Origin of the sequence: Kitasatospora sp. NPDC059747 (assembly GCF_042732955.1) — a bacterium.
GTDB lineage: Bacteria > Actinomycetota > Actinomycetes > Streptomycetales > Streptomycetaceae > Kitasatospora.
This window is the reverse complement of sequence record NZ_JBHWGV010000006.1, coordinates 1-16,601: the sequence shown is the minus strand read 5'-3', so window position 1 is coordinate 16,601 and position 16,601 is coordinate 1. Positions and strand designations below refer to the sequence as shown.

Genomic DNA, 16,601 nt, shown 5'->3' with positions numbered 1-16,601 from the left:
TGGTCTGGTGGGCTGGGTTTTGTTTATAAGAGACAGCCCGTGCGTGCGCGGGAGGCCGAAGCGCGTGCCGGACGCGTCTGCGGCGTCCAGCGGGGCGCGCGGGGCGTCCGCGCGCTCCCCGATGGAGTGGTGGATCGTCAGGACCGGTGCTGCTGCGCGGATTTTCGCGCTACCGTGGTCCTCCGCTACGGAAGGACGGCATATGCCCGAGGTTCAGTCCTGTTCCGGTTGCGGCGGGTCCGGGGGGACCCAGAAGACCGAGGCCACGGTCGAACTGGACGAGGAAGGAAGCATGGTGCCGAGGATCCACACCTTCTGGTCGCCATGCGGTCGGTGCCACGGATCCGGGACGGTGATCGTCGGATGAGGTTGGTCTTCGAATGCGTCGAGTGCGGTGGGCACTACCTGCCGCCCGAGAGCCTGGCGTACCCCGACGGGCCCGCGTCCCCGATCTGGTGCTCGCGCTGCCAGACGGCCAAGCGGGCGGCCGGGGTCCGCGAGGACCCGCTGCTCGCGCGGATGGCGCTGGCCGCCGCCCGCACCGCGGCGGCCCGGCGCGCGGCGGACACCGAACCGCCCGCGCGCACCGACGTCCGCCCGTCGCGGCCGCCGCTCTCGCGCCGGTCCCGCTCCGGGCCGGGCGGGGTGCGCGGGCGGCTGGGCTGAGCCCCCGCCGCCGTCGGGCCGTCGAGAGGAACTCACGGAGCAGCACCGCGATGGTGTCCGGGGCGTCCTCGGGGCTGTAGTGGCCCACGCCCGCCAGCTCGACGGTCCGGCCGCGCGGGAACGCCTCCGCGAACAGCGGCAGGAAGTGCCGCGCCCCCGGCGTCCGGTCCGCGCCGCCCCAGACGGCGAGCGCGGGCACGGCGGCGAGCGCGGCGCAGGCCTCGTCGCCCGGCGTCTCGAACACGTGGGCCCCGGTCGCGAAGCCCTCCGCCCAGCCGAGCGCGCCGGCCGCCGACGCACGGGTGGGGAACGGCGAGGCGTAGGCGCGCAGCCAGGTGTCGGTGATCAGCGCGTTGTTCTCGAAGCCGTTGAGCTTCAGGGTGCTGAGGATCGTGTAGCCGAGTTCGCCGAGGACGGCGTCCAGGCTGCCGTCCGCGTGCGCGCGGGCGATCCAGCGGAACCACGGGGACTCGGCCGCGTTGGCCATCAGCGCGTCCGGGAGCCTGGGCCGGCCGAAGGGCGTCGGCCCGTTGAGGCTGACCACCCCGGTGACGAGCCCCGGGCGCCGGGCGGCCAGGCCCATGCCGACCGGCCCGCCGAAGTCGTGCAGCACGAGGGTGAGTTCGCGCAGGCCGAGGTCGTCGACGAGGGCCACCAGGTTGTCGACGTGGTCCTGCAGGCGGTACGTCCGGCCGGCCGGCGTCTCGCTCTTGCCGAAGCCCATGTGGTCCGGGACCACCACCCGGTGGGTGGGCGCGAAGCGGCGGACCAGGTCGCGGAAGAGGTAGCCCCAGGTGGGTTCGCCGTGCAGGCAGAGCAGGACGGGGCCGTCGCCCTCGTCGACGTGGTGCATCCGGAAGCCCGGGGCGGTGCTGAAGTGCGGCCGGTACGGGAAGGTGCCGTCGAAGGTCTCGTGGGCGGCGATCATCGCGGGGTGCTCACTCCGCACTGGTAGCAGGTTGAAACCACTGAGGGCGAGGCCAGACCTCGTGGTTTCATTAAGCAACCACAATGGTGGGCGGGTTCAGAACAGCGCTTCCTGGGTGTCCGGCTCCGGCGGGCGGACGCGCTCCGCGAGCGCGACGCCGGCGGTGGCGCGGCCCGTGACGGCGGTGAGCGTCCAGCCGGTGAGCAGCCGGGTGTCGAGCAGCAGCGGGTCGGCGCCGTCGGCCTGGTCGAGGAAGAGGTGCCGGCCGACCGGCGCCCGCAGCGTGCCCGCGAGGACGGCGCCGTGCGCGAGCCCGTCGACGTGCCGGTAGCTCTCCGGGGCGCCGCCGGCCAGGCCGAAGCGCTCGACGTGGTCGGTCACCGGGCGGTCCGCGAGCAGCTCCAGGGCGTGGCCGCGCAGGAGCCCGTGCGCCTGCGTGCGGGCGTCGGAGAGCACGGCCCGGCGGTGCGGCACGTCGCCGTGGGACCACCAGCGGTCCGTCTTGGCGCGGCTCTTGAACCGCTCGCGCGCCAGGCCCGAGGCGGCGACGGTGAGTTCGGCGCGACGGATCGCCGGGAGACCGCCGCGCGCGGTGAACGCGTAGGCGAGTGCGCCCTGTTCGAGGAGCCGGCTGTCGCCGCGCTGCTCGGCGGTCAGGCCCACCTTGAGCAGGCCGTCGCCGAACCAGGCCAGGTAGAGCAGGTACGTGCGGCCGTCGTCGAGGATCTGGTCGCGGGCGAGGGCGAGGCCGCGGTCGACGCTCTGGCACGCCGGGCACTGGACGGCGCCGCCGCCCGGATCGATCTCCGCGTGGTGCGGACACGGCGTGCGCTCGGTGGCACCGGCCAGCCAGGCCCCGGTGCACCGGCGCGGGCCGCCGAGCAGCCAGCCGACCTCAGTACCGGCCCCGACGACGCGCTCGTGCACCCGCGGACCGCACACGGCACCGAGCCGCGGCCGGCCCTCGTGCCAGCTCAGGCCGGTGGAGATCCAGCCGGCAGGCCGGTCGGGGTGCTGCGGTGCGATCGTCACGGGGCTCCTCTCGGCCGGAACGAGTCCGGGCGGAGCCGGTCTCGGTCGGAACCAGTGAGGCTACCCGCCACCACCGACAGCGGGCACGGTCGGTACGGTGTGCGCGCCTGACGGCGGCGTCACCCGGGCGCCCGGCATTCGGCGGACACCGGCGGGCGGGCCGAGGGGTGCGTGCCTAGCGTGACGTCCTGGGGGCGATCCGAGCACTTCCGCGGGTCGGGACGGACCGTCCCGGGCCCGCCCTCCAGGAGGCACCGCACATGAGACTTCGGGCTTGTTCGAGCGCGCTGGTGAGCGCCGCACTGACCCTCGGTCTGACCGCCGCCGCGACCCCGGCCGGGGCAGGGGCAGGGGCCGGGACCGCGACCCCGCCCGTGGCCGCCGAGCCGCGGCCGTTCCTCGACCGGCTGAACACCGTGTCCCTCGTCGGGTCCACCGTGCCCGCCAACGGCGACGTGAACCCGTACGGCACGTTCACGATCCGGGAGAGCGTCGGCGACCTGCGCCGGGGCAACGTCCTGATCAGCAACTTCAACAACTCGGTGAACCTGCCGGCGGGCCAGCAGGGCCGGGGCACCACCCTGGTCCAGGTCGCCCCGGACGGCGCCCTGACCACGTTCGCCACGATCGACCCGAACAACCTGCCGGGACCGTGCGACGGCGGGGTCGGCCTCACCACGGCGCTGACCGTCCTGCCCGGCGGCTGGGTGGTCGTCGGCAGCCTCCCCACCTCGGACGGCACGTCCACCACCGCCAAGGCCGGGTGCCTGCTGGTGCTCGACGAGCACGGGACGGTCCGCGAGACGATCGCCGGGCACGGCATCAACGGCCCCTGGGACATGACCGCCGTCAGCTTCGGCAAGCGCAGCGAGCTGTTCGTCACCAACGTGCTCAACGGGACGGTCGACGGCAACGGCGCGGAGGTCGACGAGGGCACCGTCCTGCGGATCACCCTGTGCGCCGAGGGCGACCAGCCGCCCGCCCCGGTGGCCTTCACCGAGATCGGGTCGGGCTTCCCCGAGCGGACGGACCCGGCGGCCCTGGTCGTCGGCCCGACCGGGGTCGGCCTGCACGACGGCACGCTCTACGTCGCGGACACCGTGCTGAGCCGGATCACGGCCATCCCCGACGCGCTCACCCGCAAGAACAGCGCGGGCATCGGACGGGTCGTCACCTCGGGTGGCAGCCTCAACGCCCCACTGGGAATGGCCCTCACGCCCAGGGGCGACATCCTCACGGTCAACGGCGGGGACGGCAACATCGTCGAGACCACCCGGAGCGGACGGCAGGTGGCGACCAAGACGATCAACAACGAGGGCACCCCGCCCGGCGCGGGCGCGCTCTTCGGCCTCGACCTGGACCTCGACCACGACGCGGTCTACTTCGTCAACAACGCCGACAACGTCCTCGACGTCCTGCACTAGGTGTTCCGACCCGGCAGGCCGGCCACCCCCACCGCGTCCAGCAGCGGGCCGCCCGTGAAGGCGGCGAGGGGGCGGCCGTGCCGGGTGAGGACGTACGAGGTGTGGTGCGGCGTGTGGCCGGGCGTCGCGACGGCGCGCAGGGCCAGGCCGTGGTCGGGGTCGAGGTCGAACTCGTCGCCGTCGTGCACCAGGACGCGCCGGTAGGACACCGCCGCGTCGGCGGGCACGAGGTAGTGCGCGCCGGTGAGCAGCGCGAGTTCGGGCCCGCCGGTGGCGTGGTCGTCGTGCACGTGTGTCTCGGCGACGTACGCGATCGGGACGCACCGGCGGGCGGCCGCGGCGAGGACCCGGCCGACGTCGGCCGGCGGGTCGACGGCCACCGCCCCGCCGGGCCCGCCCGCCAGGTAGCCGTGACCGCCCGGCGCCTCGCTCTCAAGGATGTCGACGAAGTACACGCACCCTCCTCACGGATGTACCCCGGATGTACCCCTGGGGGTATCGGGCCGGATCCTAGCAGACGTACCCCCAGGGGTATCGCAGGCGCGCGGTGGGCCGGGGCCGGGACCGTTAGCATCACGATCATGACCGAGACCCCCACCCCGGACGACCTCGCCACCGCCCTCCGCCTCGCCGCCGACACCCTGCGCGGCGCCCCCGCGGACGCCGACTGGTCCCGCCCCGCCGGCACGCTCGGCTGGTCCTGCTGGGAGACCGTCGAACACCTCGCGGACGACCTCCTCGCCTACGCCGCCCAACTCGGCCCCGCCCGGCCGCCGCGGGACCGCTACGTCCCGTTCGTCTCGACGCGCGAGGCCCCGGGTGCGCCGAACAGCTTCGTCCGCGCCGAGCGCGGGGCCGGCGCGGCCGGGCTCGTCGAAGTGCTGGAGGCCAGCGGCGGGCTGATGGTCGCCATCGCCCGCACCGCCTCACCCGACGCGCGCGCCTACCACCCCTGGGGCCTCGCCGACCCGACCGGCTTCGTGGCGATGAGCCTGGTGGAGCTCCTGGTGCACCTGCACGACGTCACCCGGGGCCTGGACCTCCCCTGGAACCCCCCGGCCGACATCTGCCACCGCACCCTCACCCGCCTCTTCCCCGACATCCCCACCGTCGACGCCGCCCCCTGGCCCACCCTCCTCTGGGCCACCGGCCGAGCCCCACTCCCCGGCCACCCCCAACGCACAACCTGGCGCTGGCACGCCGACGTCCCCGCCTGACCACCCGGCCCGCAGGAAGTCGGACCCGCCGACTTCCTGCGCCGTTTACCCAAGAACAGGGAGAAGCCCCCGGCATCTGACATACGACGGCCCAAGAACCATGAGCAGACCGTAGATCGTCCTCCGAGACCCACCGCCTCGGCTCCGAGCGAAACCGCCCTCTTGGGCCCTTGAGCACCCATGCACCAGGCGATGCCGGTCCACGCGACGTAGAGGATCACGTCGACCACCTCGCACATCCCGGCCGTGGGCTCACGTCCGACCGCGTGGCTGTCGTACGGCACTGGTACCACCGCATCCTGCACAACCGGCTCGCGGCTCGGCTGCGGAGGGCGCTGCGCCCCCTGCCGAACGTCGTCGTCACGACCGTCCCGTTCCACGTGTAGCTCAGCGGCGGTGCCGGGTGAGCCGGCGGGGCCGACCTGCCCTGATCAGCGACTGGTAGCGCCTTTTCGCACCCCCGCACAACCGGCTCCCGTTACGGTACGAAGCCATCCGCTCACCCATCCGGAAGCGCCGACGAGCCGATCCGGCACCCAGCTGCTCAGATGTTGACATCTGCTGTTCGCACCTGTCTGAAAGCGGCAGCTCTCCGGTCCTGCTCCGACCAACCGGCACCGTGTCGACTCACCCCCGCGACCGACAGCCGCTTCCCGTCGGAGCCGACCCGCCGGCCCACTCCGCAGGCGAGCTCGGGCGGCCCGTGAGTTCCCTGAGGAGCACCATGCGGAATCTGCACATCCCCCGGTACCTTGCGACGGGCACGGCCCTCGGCCTCGGCCTGGCCGTCGTCCCGACGACCGCCGAAGCCGCGACCAACGTTCCGTGCACCACCGCCGCACTGATCACCGCGATCAGTACGGCCAACGGATCCGGTGGGGGCACCCTGAACCTGGCCCCGGGCTGCACGTACACCCTCACCACGGCATTCAACGGGGGCGACGCGGGCCTGCCGGCCATCACCACCCCGATCACCGTCAACGCCGACGGGGACACCATCGAGCGGTCCACGGCGGCGGGCACTCCCCAGTTCCTCGTCATCAGGGTCGACGGCGGCAAGCTCACCCTCAACAACGGCACGGTCAGGGGCGGCAGCACTCCCGGCGACGGCGGTGGCATCCAGAACATCAACGCCGGCAGCCTGACTCTCCAGGCGAGCACCGTCACCGGCAACACCGCCGGTGGCGTCGGCGGCGGCATCGCCGGCTTCGCCAACGGCACCGTGGTCCTGCGGGCGAGCAGCGTCGACCACAACACGGCCACCGGCGCGGGAGGAGGCATCTTCAGTGGCGGCGCGCTGACCCTGGAGGCCAGCAGCATCAGAAGCAACACCGGCGACCTCGGCGGTGGCGTCTTCGCCGGATCGAACGGCAAGCTGACGATGGCGGCCGGTGACATCAGCGACAACACCGCCGTCACCGCCTTCGGCGGCATCCTCAACAGCGGCACCGCGACGCTGCGATCGGCTCTGGTCAAGGGCAACACGGCGGCCGTCAGCGCCGGCATCAGCAACCACGGCACCATGACGCTGCAGGACACCACCGTCAGCGGCAACACCGCGACCGCGGGCAACGCCGGCGGCATCGCCAACATCACCAGCGCCACGCTGACCCTGGAGGCCAGCACCGTCAGCGGCAACACCGCCAACAGCCCGGGTGCCACCGGCGGCGGCCTCGCCAACCTGGGCACCGCGACCCTCATCGCCAGCACGGTGACCGACAACAGCGCCGACACCGCCCCCGGCGGCATCTACAACAACACCGGCACGGTGGGACTCGTCGCCACCACCGTGGCCGGCAACCACCCGACCAACTGCGCGGGCAGCCCCACCCCCGTCCCCGGGTGCTCCGGCTGACCCACACCCACGCCGCAACGGCGCCGCCGGGAAAGCCTCCGGTGGCGCCGCCGCAGCGTGCGCGGACCTGTCAACACCAAGGTCATTCCGCGCACTTGATGGCCAGTCGGACACGCCGCAAGGCCCCGCGCTTGCCAGATGATCGGCTGATATGAATCAATACGCAAGGTTCATTCATATCAGCTGATGGACTGCGGGCTGGGCCAGGGGGACCGGCGGGACGGGGGTGGCACACGTGTCGCGGTGGCGGACGCCCGACGATACAGAACTACTGGCGCGCGAAGGCGAGCTGACCCGGCTTCGGGCCGTCGTCGACGGTCTGCGCAGCGGCCGCGGTGCCGTGATCGAGATCGTGGGCGACCCGGGGACGGGAAAGAGCGCGCTCCTGCGCGTGGTCGCCGACCATGCCCGGGCGCGCGGCATCCCGGTCTCCCAGGCCCGCGCCGTGCGACCGCCGACGGTGCCGTACCAGATCTTCGTGGACGCGTACGGCGACCGGCTCGCCGGTGAGACCGCCGATGAGCAGCGCGACCGCTGCCGCGTCTTCCGGGACTCCAGGGCCGGCACCGGGCCGACCTCCGAGGAGCACTTCCGCCGTGGGCGGGTGGCCCGCGAGCTGCTGGCCGAATGGGCCGCCGCGGCGGGCGGTGGCGTGCTGTTGCTGGACGACGTCCACCTGTGCGATCCGGAGTCGGCCGAACTCGTCGCCCAGCTCGTCCGCACGCCGGTGCCGGGCCCGTTGCTCCTCGTCGTCGCGCACCGGCCCCGCCAGACCGCCCTGCCCCTGCTGGAGGAGCTGAGCCACGGCGTGCGGGCCGGCAGCGTCGTCCGGATCGAGCCGGCCGCGCTGGACCCGGCGGCCGTCACCGCCCTCCTGGGCCGCCGGGGTCCGGCGAACGCCTACGACCCGCCCGACGTCGTCGGCAGCACCGAGAGCGCGGGCACCGTCGGCACGCCCGCCGACGCCCGTCGATTGTGCGCCGCCGCCGACGGCAACCCCGCGTACGTCCGCATCCTCGCCGCTGCCGACTGGCATCCTGACGACTGGCCGGCGAGTCCCGGGGAGAACCGGGACGGACTGCTGCGCGAGGCGGTGGCGCTGGCAGCCGAGTTGGACGCGCTCACGCCGGACGCGGCCGCAGCGGTCGACGCCGCCGCCGTGTTGGGCGACCACGTCGATCCGGCGGATCTCACGGTGGTCTCGGGGCTCGAACCCGCCCGCGTCCGCGCCGCACTCGCCGAACTGACCCGTGCCGACCTGCTGCGGCACGTCGCCGGAGGCGCGCGGTTCGCGTTCCGGCATCCGGTGCTGCGGCACGTCGCCCATGAACGCGCGGATGCCGTCTCCCGGGTGTCGGCCCATCGCCGGGCGCTGGACCTGCTCACGGACCGCGAATGCACGGCCGCCGCCCGCGCCCGGCACGCGGAGCAGCTGGTCGGCACGGACGGCGTCACCGCGCTGGAGCTGCTGGTCGAAGGCGCGCAGGAGATCGCCGACGACGCGCCGGCCACGGCGGCTCGTTGGCTCGGGCTGGTGCTCGAATCCCTGCCCGGCAGGGACGCCCTCCGGCTGCCCACGGATTCGCTGGTGCTCGCCCGTGCCCGCGCACTCGCTGCCACCGGCCGACTCGCCGACGCGCGGGCGCTGACCCACGAGGTGCTGCGCGAGGCGGCGCGCCTCGACCCGGGGCTCCGCGCCGAGGCGTACCTCGTCTCCGCCCTCTGCGAGCGGCAGCTCGGGCGCTACCGGGAGGCGGAGGCGCTGGTCCGTGCGGCCTTGGGCGACCTGCCCGGGTCGCTGCCTGGTCCCGGTCCCGGTCCCGCTCCCGCGCACGTCGCCGAACTCGCCCTGGAATACGGCCGGGTCTCGCTGCTGGAAGGGACCTACGAGCAGACGCACCTGCTGCTCGGACGCGCCGTGCAGGCCGCGAACGGCGCCGAGGACCGGACATCGACGGTGGCCGCCAGGGCACTCGCGGCTCTCGGTGACACCTACCTCGGCGACGTGGCGGCCGCAGCGCCCGCGGTCACCTACTGCGCCGGGCGACTGGACGGTCTGCCGGACACCGTGCTGGCCCGCAACCCCGAACTCCCCGCCGCGATCGGCTGGTCCGAGGTATTCCTGGAGCGTTTCCCGGCCGCCTCCCGGCACTTCGGGCGGGGTCTGGCCGTCATCAGGGCCGGCGGCCCGCAGCAGATGTTGCCGCACCTGCTGCTGGGACAGTGCGGCCTCGACACCCGCACCGGCCGGCTCGACCGGGCCGTCCGCTCGGCGCTGGAGGCCGAACGGCTGGCCCGCGCCGCCGGCGCCCACGACGTGGCCGGCCGCGCCATGGCGCTCCGGGCGACGGCACTCGCGTGGGCACAGGGCACGCAGCAGTCCGCTGCCGTCGTCGCGCTCGCCGAGGCGGGAACCCACGGCACCCGTCCCGGCGACAACTGGTGGGCGGGTTCCGGGGTCGGTGCGCTCGCCCAGGCACAACTCGTCACCGGTGACGCCCCCGCGGCGCTGCGGACCCTGCTGGAGGACGGCGGGGGTGACGGCCTGCCGTTGCTCCAGCCCACCCTGCTCCCCCAGTGGCTGGGCGTCCTGACCATGGCGGCCGTGCGCTGCGGAGACCGGACCGGCGCCGAACGCTGGGCCCGGCAGGCCGACTCGGCCGCCGACCGGCTGGGACTGCCCGGCCAGCGCATGCACGCCCGCCGGGCACGGGCCCTCGTCCACGCCTCCGGCCACGAGCACGACACCGCCGTCGTCCTGTTCGACCAGTCGGCGCAGGGCTTTCGGCGCGCGGGCCTGCCGATCCAGCAGATCTGGACCCTCGTGCTGGGCGCGGCCTCGACGGCGGCGGTCCACGGTCCTGCGGCTGCCACGGCCCAGCTGGACTCGGCCCTGCATCTGGCCCGTCACTACGGCGCCCTGCGGCTGTCCGAGGAAGCCCTGCGGGAGCAGGCGAAGCTGACGACCGGAACGACCCGGGCCCACCGTCCCGCGACGGACCGACGGCAGCCCCTGCGGCTGCTCACCGAGCGCGAGCGCGAGGTCGCCCGGCTGGTCGGCGCCGGCGTCACCAGCCGCCAGGTCGCCCACGAGCTCGTGCTGAGCACTCGCACCGTGGAGACGCACCTGCAGCGGATCTACCGCAAGCTCGACGTACCGTCACGAGCCGCACTGGCCCGCCTGGTGGAGCGGGAGCTGCACAGCCCGGGGTAGGCCGGGCAGGGGCGGTCCGACCTCATCCGCGGACGCTGTTCAGCTCGTCGCGCACCCGGCTGCGGACCCGGGCCACGGCCGGGGACGCGGTGAAGGCGTCCGCCACCTTGATCAGCCAGGCGACCTCCTCGTCGATGCCGACCTGCCCCTCGGACGGGACGTATCCGGCTGACGGTTCGGCGGGGTAACGGTGCCCGGCCCCGGCCGCCTCCAGGGCGGCGGCGATGCCGGCCGCCTCCACGGTCGCGGCGACCTCGTGGCGCCGACGAAGGCGCACTCCGCCGGTGCTCGCGGTGCTCGCGGTGAACTCGGCGACCCACGACGGCACCTGCGGGTGCACGTACGGACGGAGCGCGAGCTGGCCGTCACGGATCTCGATGATGCGGCGGTAGAGCGCGAACTGCGCACCGTGCGGCGTGCGCCGCCCCACCCGCGCGGTTTCCGGCAGCAGCTCCACCGCCGGCACCGTCGCCCGCAGCACCGACCACAACGGTTCCAGTCGGCGGTACGCGTACCGGGCGCGCAGAGGTCGCCACCACCTCGCCAGACGGCCGCCCCAGGCGGGCGCGGTCGCTCCGGCCAGCATCAGGACGACGCAGACGAGTGCCGACACGGCGGACACCGCGCTCTCGGCGCCGATCTCACCGCCGGTGGTCAGCAGGTCGACCACGTCGTTGACGTTGCCGGCGATCCAGAGCAGCCCGATCACGGTCCCGGATGCCATCAGCCGCAGTCCGGAGCGGAGCGCGCCCGGCGGCATGCGGCGGGCGGCCCGGCCGGTCAGCAGTCCGAACACGGCCAGCCGCCAGACCAGGTGGGCCGTGAGCAGCCCGATGTAGGCGACCAGGAGGAACCGCCGCCGGCCGTGCGCGACGACGAGGGCGCCCACCTGGGTGGTGCCGGCGGCGACGTACGCGCCGACGCTCAGCAGGAAGGCCCCGACCGTGATGGCCGCCTGGCGTCGGAGCCCGCCCCGGACACCGCCCCGGATGCCGTCCGGCGGCTGGATCGAGTAGGCCAGCATGGCCAGGAAGCCGACCGCGAGGAGTTCCAGCTCGTCGCTGACGAGCCGGAGGCAGCCGAATCCGAACCAGGACCACGGCCAGGACCCGAGGCCGCTCACCGCGGTGAACGTCGCCGGAGGCGTCGTCGCCAGCCCCAGCCCCAGGCACAGCCCGGAGGCGTACACGTAGCGGAGCGCCGGATCCGACCGCCGACCGCGGTCGGACAGGGCCTTGGCCGCCGTTCCGACGAGGGTGATCAGGCAGGCGAGGTAGTCGGCCACGTCGGCCAGCCGGTCACTCATGGTCTGCCGCACGGCTCCTCGGTGCCGGTCCGAACACGGAGCCCAGCCGGGTCACCCGGCCGTCGGAATCGCCGGTGTCCGCGGACCCGGTCCGGGCCCGGTGCCTGGCGCGCTGCAGGACGAGGGAGGCGATCAGTTCGGCCTCCTGCTCCTGACGGTCGGAGTAGGCCGAGCGGCCGAGCACGCGCCGGATCAGCTCGCCCGACAGGTGGGGCATCAGCGCCTCGGACGCGGCCGATCCGAGCGCGGTCGTGCCGGTGTGCCCGCAGAGCAGGTGGCCGACCTCGTGGAGCAGGATGTGCTGCTGGTGCAGCACGCTGGTGTCGGAGGGGTATCCGATGTAGTCGGCCCGGTCGGTGCTGGCCAGGATCCCGCACGGGCCCCTGCTCCGCCCCGGCAGCGGCACCAACTCGAGTGGCCTGCCCCGCATTCGCGCCAGTGTCTCGGCGAGGGCCGGCATCTCGAAGGGCTCCGGAAGGGGCAGCGCCTCCGCGATCTCCCGGCACCTCCGCCACAACTCCGCGTCCCTGTGGTCTGCCTGCCTCACGATTCCTCCCCCCGGGCTCGTCGACGGCGCGCCGACGAGAAGTGATCCTAGGCGCGGACGACGGTTCGGCTGGAATCAGCCGGCCCGCCCGGCGTTGGCCTCGCGTCTGGCGATCGCCTCGATCATGTCGCTGATCGTCCCGAGCCCGTCGGCGGACAGGGTCACCGCGCGCAGGGCCACGTCGCGCACACCGGAGTCGCGCAGGGCGCCGAGAAGCTCCAGCTCCTCGGCGATCCGCGCGCTCCGCTCGTCGTCGAAGAAGTAGACCGGGGACACCTGGAAGAAGGTCGCCAGCGCCTCCAGGTGACGCTTGGTCGGGTTGTCCCGCCGACCGGTGCGCAGCTGCCAGAGGTACGTCGCCGAGAAGCTCTCACCGGTGGCCTCACGGCAGGCCCGGGCGACCTCGTCATTGCTGTACGGCTCGCGGTTGGGACGGCGAACCACCTGGAACAACCTGTCGATCCTGTCGGCGAGCGTCGACGTGCCGGGGTCGGGGCCGAGCATCGCGGACCTCCCTCACACCTCGCACCGTTCGCCCGGATGCACCGGGCCTCTCGTCGCGATCATCCTAGGTGACACAATCGGGGTGCGTGCCGGACGACGGCCGACGCCCACCCCGGCCTGCCGGGTTACCGAAAGTCGACTGCCCCCATGGACCTGATGCCCGCGGAGATCGACGGCCTCCTCACGAACTACGTGTACCGGGATGACGGTGCCCTCGACGACCTGATCGCCGCAGGACCGGCGAGTCTGCACCGGCTCCTCGCCATTCTGGCCGGCCGGGCCGAGCCGGGCTGGGACATGGCGGAGATCACGCGCCACGACCGGGACGACTACCGGCGCCCCGGCTCCTTGCAGATACTCCTGGCCAAGGCCTTCCCGGATGCGCTCTTCGATGCCCTGGCAGACGATCCCTCGCTCGAATCGGTGCTGGCCCGCGAGACGTTCTCGTGCGTCGAGGATGCGCGGACCCTGCCGTTCCTGGAGCGCCAACTGCGGTCCCGTAGCCCCGAGTACCGCCGCCGGGCGCTGCGGGGTCTGGCCGAGAACGGGACGGCCGATCACACGGAGGCCGTCCTTGCGTGCCTGGCGGACCCCGAGGTGCGGCCCGACGCACTGGCCACGCTGGCGCGGCTGGGTGACGCCCGGGCCGTCGAGCCGTTGCTGCGCGCGCACACCGCGGACGACTCACCTCTCGCCCGGCTCGCCGGACTGGCCCTGGACCAGGTCGAGCAGCGCCTCGGCGGCCCGCCGGCACCGCCGGTCTGGCGCGAGCTGGGGCCGGTGGCGTTCACCGCGGAGACCGTGGGGCTCGGCGTGCCGTGGAACGTGGCCGAGGTCCTGGTGGAACCCGGGCAGACCGTCCGGGGCGGCGAACTCATGGCCACCCTGTCGAATGACGCGATCGACCAGGAACTGATCACGGACTGGCCCGGCACGGTCACGGAGGTCCGGATCACCGTGGGCGACGAGGTTCCGGAGGCGGCCGTCGTCCTCGTCGTGAGGTCGCGCCGCCGGATCGGGTAGCGACGCGAGTACGGTCCGCGGAACAGCCGGAGAGAGCTCCCGTGTTGTGACAGACAAGGGACCGGCCGGCCCATGGATGACGGAGCGTCAGCCATGGCCGGTCGGTGCCGCGGACTGATCGGTGGCCGCTCAGCCCTTGGAGTTCTCGCGGAGCCGATGGATCCCGATGATCCCGGAACGGTGCACTCGGGCACATCGGTAGAACTACGCAACCGGAGACTGCGGTTCACCCTGCGGCCGGAAACCCGGGAACCGGGACGTGCGGGCCCCGAGGAGGAACCGAGGATTCAACACGCCCGCTCACCAGCAGCGGACGCCTCCCCCCGCAGGTCGGGGTGCGTGGCTCGGTGGGGTGTTCACGTTCTATTGTGGCGGGCGCCGGTGGCGGTGCGTGGAGTGGAGGGGTGGACGGTGGCGGGGCGGCGGAACGACGGGGTGCTGGCGGTCTGGGCGGAGACGCAGCGGCAGCAGCAGCGCCGGGAGGAGGCCCGCTGGCGGGCGCAGGCGGCGGAGGAGCGGCGCCGGGAGCGCGAGTTGCGGGAGGCGCAGCGGGCTGCGGTGCGCGGCGAGCGGGAGGCGCAGCGCGCGTACCAGCAGTCGCGGGAGGCGGACGCGGCCCGGCGGACGGCCGAACTGGACGCCCGGGTCGAGGAGTTGCGCGGGTTGCTGGCGGCCGGGCTGCGGGAGCCGGAGTTCAGCCCAAAGGCGTTGCTGGCGCCGCGTCCGGTGCCGCCGTTCGAGCCGGGTGCGCTGGGTGAGCCGGTGCCGATGCCCGATCAGAACGCCTACCTGGTGCCGCCGCCGGATCCGGCGCAGTCCCGCAACGCGGGGGTGTGGCAGCGCTACGAGCAGTACGCGGCGCAGGCGCGCGCCCGGTTCGAGCAGGACTGGTACGCCGCGCAGGCGCAGGAGGCGGACCGGCAGCGGCGGCTGGCGGCCTGTCACCAGGAGTACCTGGAGCGGGTGGCCAGGCACCGCAGGGAGGACGAGGAGCGGACCGTCCGCACGGAGGAGCTGCTGCGCCGGCTGCGCGCGGGCGAGCCGGAGGCCGTCCAGGAGTACTTCACGGCCGGGCTGTACGCGTCCGCCGCGTGGCCGGAGGGCTTCCCGCACCGGCTGGTGGCGGCGTGGGAGGCGTCGTCGCGCCAGCTGGTGGTGAACTGGGAGCTGCCGGGCCCGGACGTGGTGCCGGCCGCGGTGCGGGTGCGGTACGTGAAGTCGGACGACCGCGAGGCCGAGGTGGCCCGTCCGGCGACGGAGCGCAAGGCGCTGTACCGGGAGGTGCTGGCGCAGACCTCGCTGCGGGTGGCGGCGGAGCTGTTCCGGGCGGACCGGGACGGGATGCTGGACTCGGTGGTGCTGAACGGTTTCGTCCGCGGCATCGACCCGGCGACCGGCCGGGAGTCGGAGCGCTTCCTGTCGACGCTGTCGGCCGCGCGGGCCGACTTCGCCGGGCTCGCGCTGGACCGGGTGGCGCCGGTGGAGTGCTTCCAGGGCCTCGGCGGCACGCTGTCGGCGCGCCCTGAGCGGCTGGACGAGGTGCGGCCGGGCCGGCTGCCGGAGACGGTGGGCGGGAGCCTGGCCGGGCACGGCGGCGAGGACGACCCGGACCTGTTCGAGATGGACCCGATCGAGTTCGAGAACCTGATCGCGGAGCTGTTCCGGCTGCGCGGTTTCCGGGTGATGACGACGGCCCGCAGCGGCGACGTCGGGGTGGACGTGGTCGCCGAGGACCTCGATCCGGTGACCGGGGGCAAGATCGTGATCCAGGCGAAGCGCTACCGCTCGACCGTCTCCCCCACGGCCGTGCGCGACCTCGACTCCACCGTGCGCCACCACGGCGCGATCAAGGGCATCCTGGTGACGACCGCGGGCTTCGGCCCGGGCTCGTACGAGTACATCCGCAACAAGCCGCTGTCGCTGGTCAGCGGCCCCGAGCTGGTCGAGCTGCTGGCCGAGCAGGGCCTGCGCGGGCGGCTCGGCGGCGCCCCGCACGCCGTCGACGAGGCACCGGACGGGGAGGGGCCGGCCGAGCGGCACACCGGTGTCGAGGTGGTGTGGCGGAGCCGGACGGCCGGCGGGGACGCGGTCGAGCTGGACGTGACGGCGTTCGTGTGCGCGGGCGGCCGGGTGCTGAGCGACGAGCACTTCGTGTTCTTCAACAATCCGCAGGACCCGGACGGCGCGGTGCGCCTGCACCCGACCCGTTCGGTGCCGGGCGAGCCGTTGCGGGCCGCCCGGGTCACGCTGGACCCGGCCCGGCTGGGGCCTGCGGTGGAGGAGGTGGTGATCGCCGTCTCGACCGAGGAGGAGGAGCCGCCGGCGCTGCCCCTCGGGTACGTGCACGGGCTGGCGCTGACGGGCGCGTACGGGCAGGGCGTGGCCGGTCCCGAGCGGTGGACGGCCGACACCGGGGGCGTGCCGGACAGCGCGATGCTGGTCGGGGCGTTCCACCGCAACGGCGGGGGCTGGCGGTTCACGCCCTCGGGCGCGTCGGTGACCAACGGCCTGGCCGGGCTCGCGGGGGCGTTCGGCGTGGCGGTCGAGTAGCGGGGCTCCGCCGAGCGGTATCGGGGTCGAGCGTCATACCTGAGGAGGAGAGGGGCCCCCTCCACTACGGCAGGAGGGCGGGGGTCACCCCTCCCCGGGACATACGAATCGCCTTCGAAGTCCTTGGAAGGATGGAACGTACCCGATCATCCGTTCCCGTCCCCTCCAGGAGTCTCCCCGTGACGATGCCCGCAACCGCCGTCCGCACCGGCCGGGCGGCCGCCCGCGCCACCGGCCTGTACAAGGTCTACGGGGAGGGCGAGACCCGCGTCGTCGCCCTGGACAACGTCACCGTCGACTTCCCGCAGGGCGAGTTCACCGCCATCATGGGCCCC

11 protein-coding genes and 2 pseudogenes are annotated in these 16,601 nt (G+C 73.9%); 7 read left to right on the top strand and 6 right to left on the bottom strand.

What is annotated here, in order from left to right; all coding sequences use genetic code 11:
• Nucleotides 1–169: 169 nt before the first annotated feature.
• Nucleotides 170–1,615 (bottom strand): alpha/beta fold hydrolase, encoded by a 1,446-nt coding sequence (locus ACFV4G_RS04195; RefSeq protein WP_380436253.1) that lies wholly within the window; start codon nt 1,613–1,615, stop codon nt 170–172.
• Between the two features lie 75 nt (nt 1,616–1,690).
• Complete coding sequence (locus tag ACFV4G_RS04190; protein WP_380436251.1) at nt 1,691–2,626, bottom strand: DUF2797 domain-containing protein; 936 nt, start codon at nt 2,624–2,626, stop codon at nt 1,691–1,693.
• Between the two features lie 260 nt (nt 2,627–2,886).
• On the opposite strand from ACFV4G_RS04190, the gene ACFV4G_RS04185 reads away from it, so the two are divergent.
• On the top strand, nt 2,887–4,050 hold the full coding sequence (locus ACFV4G_RS04185) for a hypothetical protein (protein WP_380436249.1): 1,164 nt from the start codon (nt 2,887–2,889) through the stop codon (nt 4,048–4,050).
• An 11-nt stretch (nt 4,051–4,061) separates the two neighbouring features.
• On the opposite strand, the pseudogene ACFV4G_RS04180 reads toward ACFV4G_RS04185, so the two are convergent.
• Nucleotides 4,062–4,505, bottom strand: a pseudogene (locus ACFV4G_RS04180) (MBL fold metallo-hydrolase); the annotation flags it as partial.
• Nucleotides 4,506–4,631: 126 nt separating this feature from the next.
• Here ACFV4G_RS04180 and ACFV4G_RS04175 point away from each other — a divergent pair.
• The 3 genes from ACFV4G_RS04175 to ACFV4G_RS04165 all read left to right on the top strand — a co-directional run bounded on the left by ACFV4G_RS04175 (nt 4,632) and on the right by ACFV4G_RS04165 (nt 10,336).
• A complete protein-coding gene (locus ACFV4G_RS04175; RefSeq protein ID WP_380436247.1) occupies nt 4,632–5,267 on the top strand; it encodes a maleylpyruvate isomerase N-terminal domain-containing protein in 636 nt (211 codons plus the stop codon).
• Nucleotides 5,268–5,991: 724 nt separating this feature from the next.
• The gene (locus tag ACFV4G_RS04170; RefSeq protein ID WP_380436245.1) at nt 5,992–7,122 is read left to right on the top strand and encodes a right-handed parallel beta-helix repeat-containing protein; all 1,131 of its coding nucleotides are present in this window, start codon (nt 5,992–5,994) and stop codon (nt 7,120–7,122) included.
• 235 nt (nt 7,123–7,357) lie between these two features.
• The gene (locus ACFV4G_RS04165; RefSeq protein ID WP_380436243.1) at nt 7,358–10,336 is read left to right on the top strand and encodes an AAA family ATPase; all 2,979 of its coding nucleotides are present in this window, start codon (nt 7,358–7,360) and stop codon (nt 10,334–10,336) included.
• Nucleotides 10,337–10,358: 22 nt separating this feature from the next.
• Here ACFV4G_RS04165 and ACFV4G_RS04160 read toward each other — a convergent pair whose 3' ends face one another.
• The 3 genes from ACFV4G_RS04160 to ACFV4G_RS04150 form a co-directional block, all read right to left on the bottom strand.
• Complete coding sequence (locus ACFV4G_RS04160) at nt 10,359–11,642, bottom strand: MAB_1171c family putative transporter (RefSeq protein ID WP_380436241.1); 1,284 nt, start codon at nt 11,640–11,642, stop codon at nt 10,359–10,361.
• On the bottom strand, nt 11,635–12,189 hold the full coding sequence (locus ACFV4G_RS04155; protein WP_380436239.1) for a ParH-like protein: 555 nt from the start codon (nt 12,187–12,189) through the stop codon (nt 11,635–11,637). Before ACFV4G_RS04155 ends, ACFV4G_RS04160 begins: the two co-directional genes overlap by 8 nt.
• 75 nt (nt 12,190–12,264) lie before the next feature.
• The gene (locus ACFV4G_RS04150) at nt 12,265–12,693 is read right to left on the bottom strand and encodes an XRE family transcriptional regulator (protein WP_380436237.1); all 429 of its coding nucleotides are present in this window, start codon (nt 12,691–12,693) and stop codon (nt 12,265–12,267) included.
• Between the two features lie 147 nt (nt 12,694–12,840).
• Between ACFV4G_RS04150 and ACFV4G_RS04145 the strand changes: the two genes are divergently transcribed.
• The 3 genes and pseudogenes from ACFV4G_RS04145 to ACFV4G_RS04135 all read left to right on the top strand — a co-directional run.
• Nucleotides 12,841–13,716, top strand: coding sequence for a HEAT repeat domain-containing protein (locus ACFV4G_RS04145; RefSeq protein ID WP_380436235.1), 876 nt, complete (start codon nt 12,841–12,843; stop codon nt 13,714–13,716).
• A 411-nt stretch (nt 13,717–14,127) separates the two neighbouring features.
• Nucleotides 14,128–16,266 carry a restriction endonuclease gene (locus tag ACFV4G_RS04140; protein WP_380436233.1) on the top strand — a complete coding sequence of 713 codons (2,139 nt, stop codon included), beginning with the start codon at nt 14,128–14,130 and terminating at the stop codon, nt 16,264–16,266.
• Nucleotides 16,267–16,451: 185 nt separating this feature from the next.
• Nucleotides 16,452–16,601 (top strand): annotated as a pseudogene (locus ACFV4G_RS04135) (ABC transporter ATP-binding protein); the annotation flags it as partial.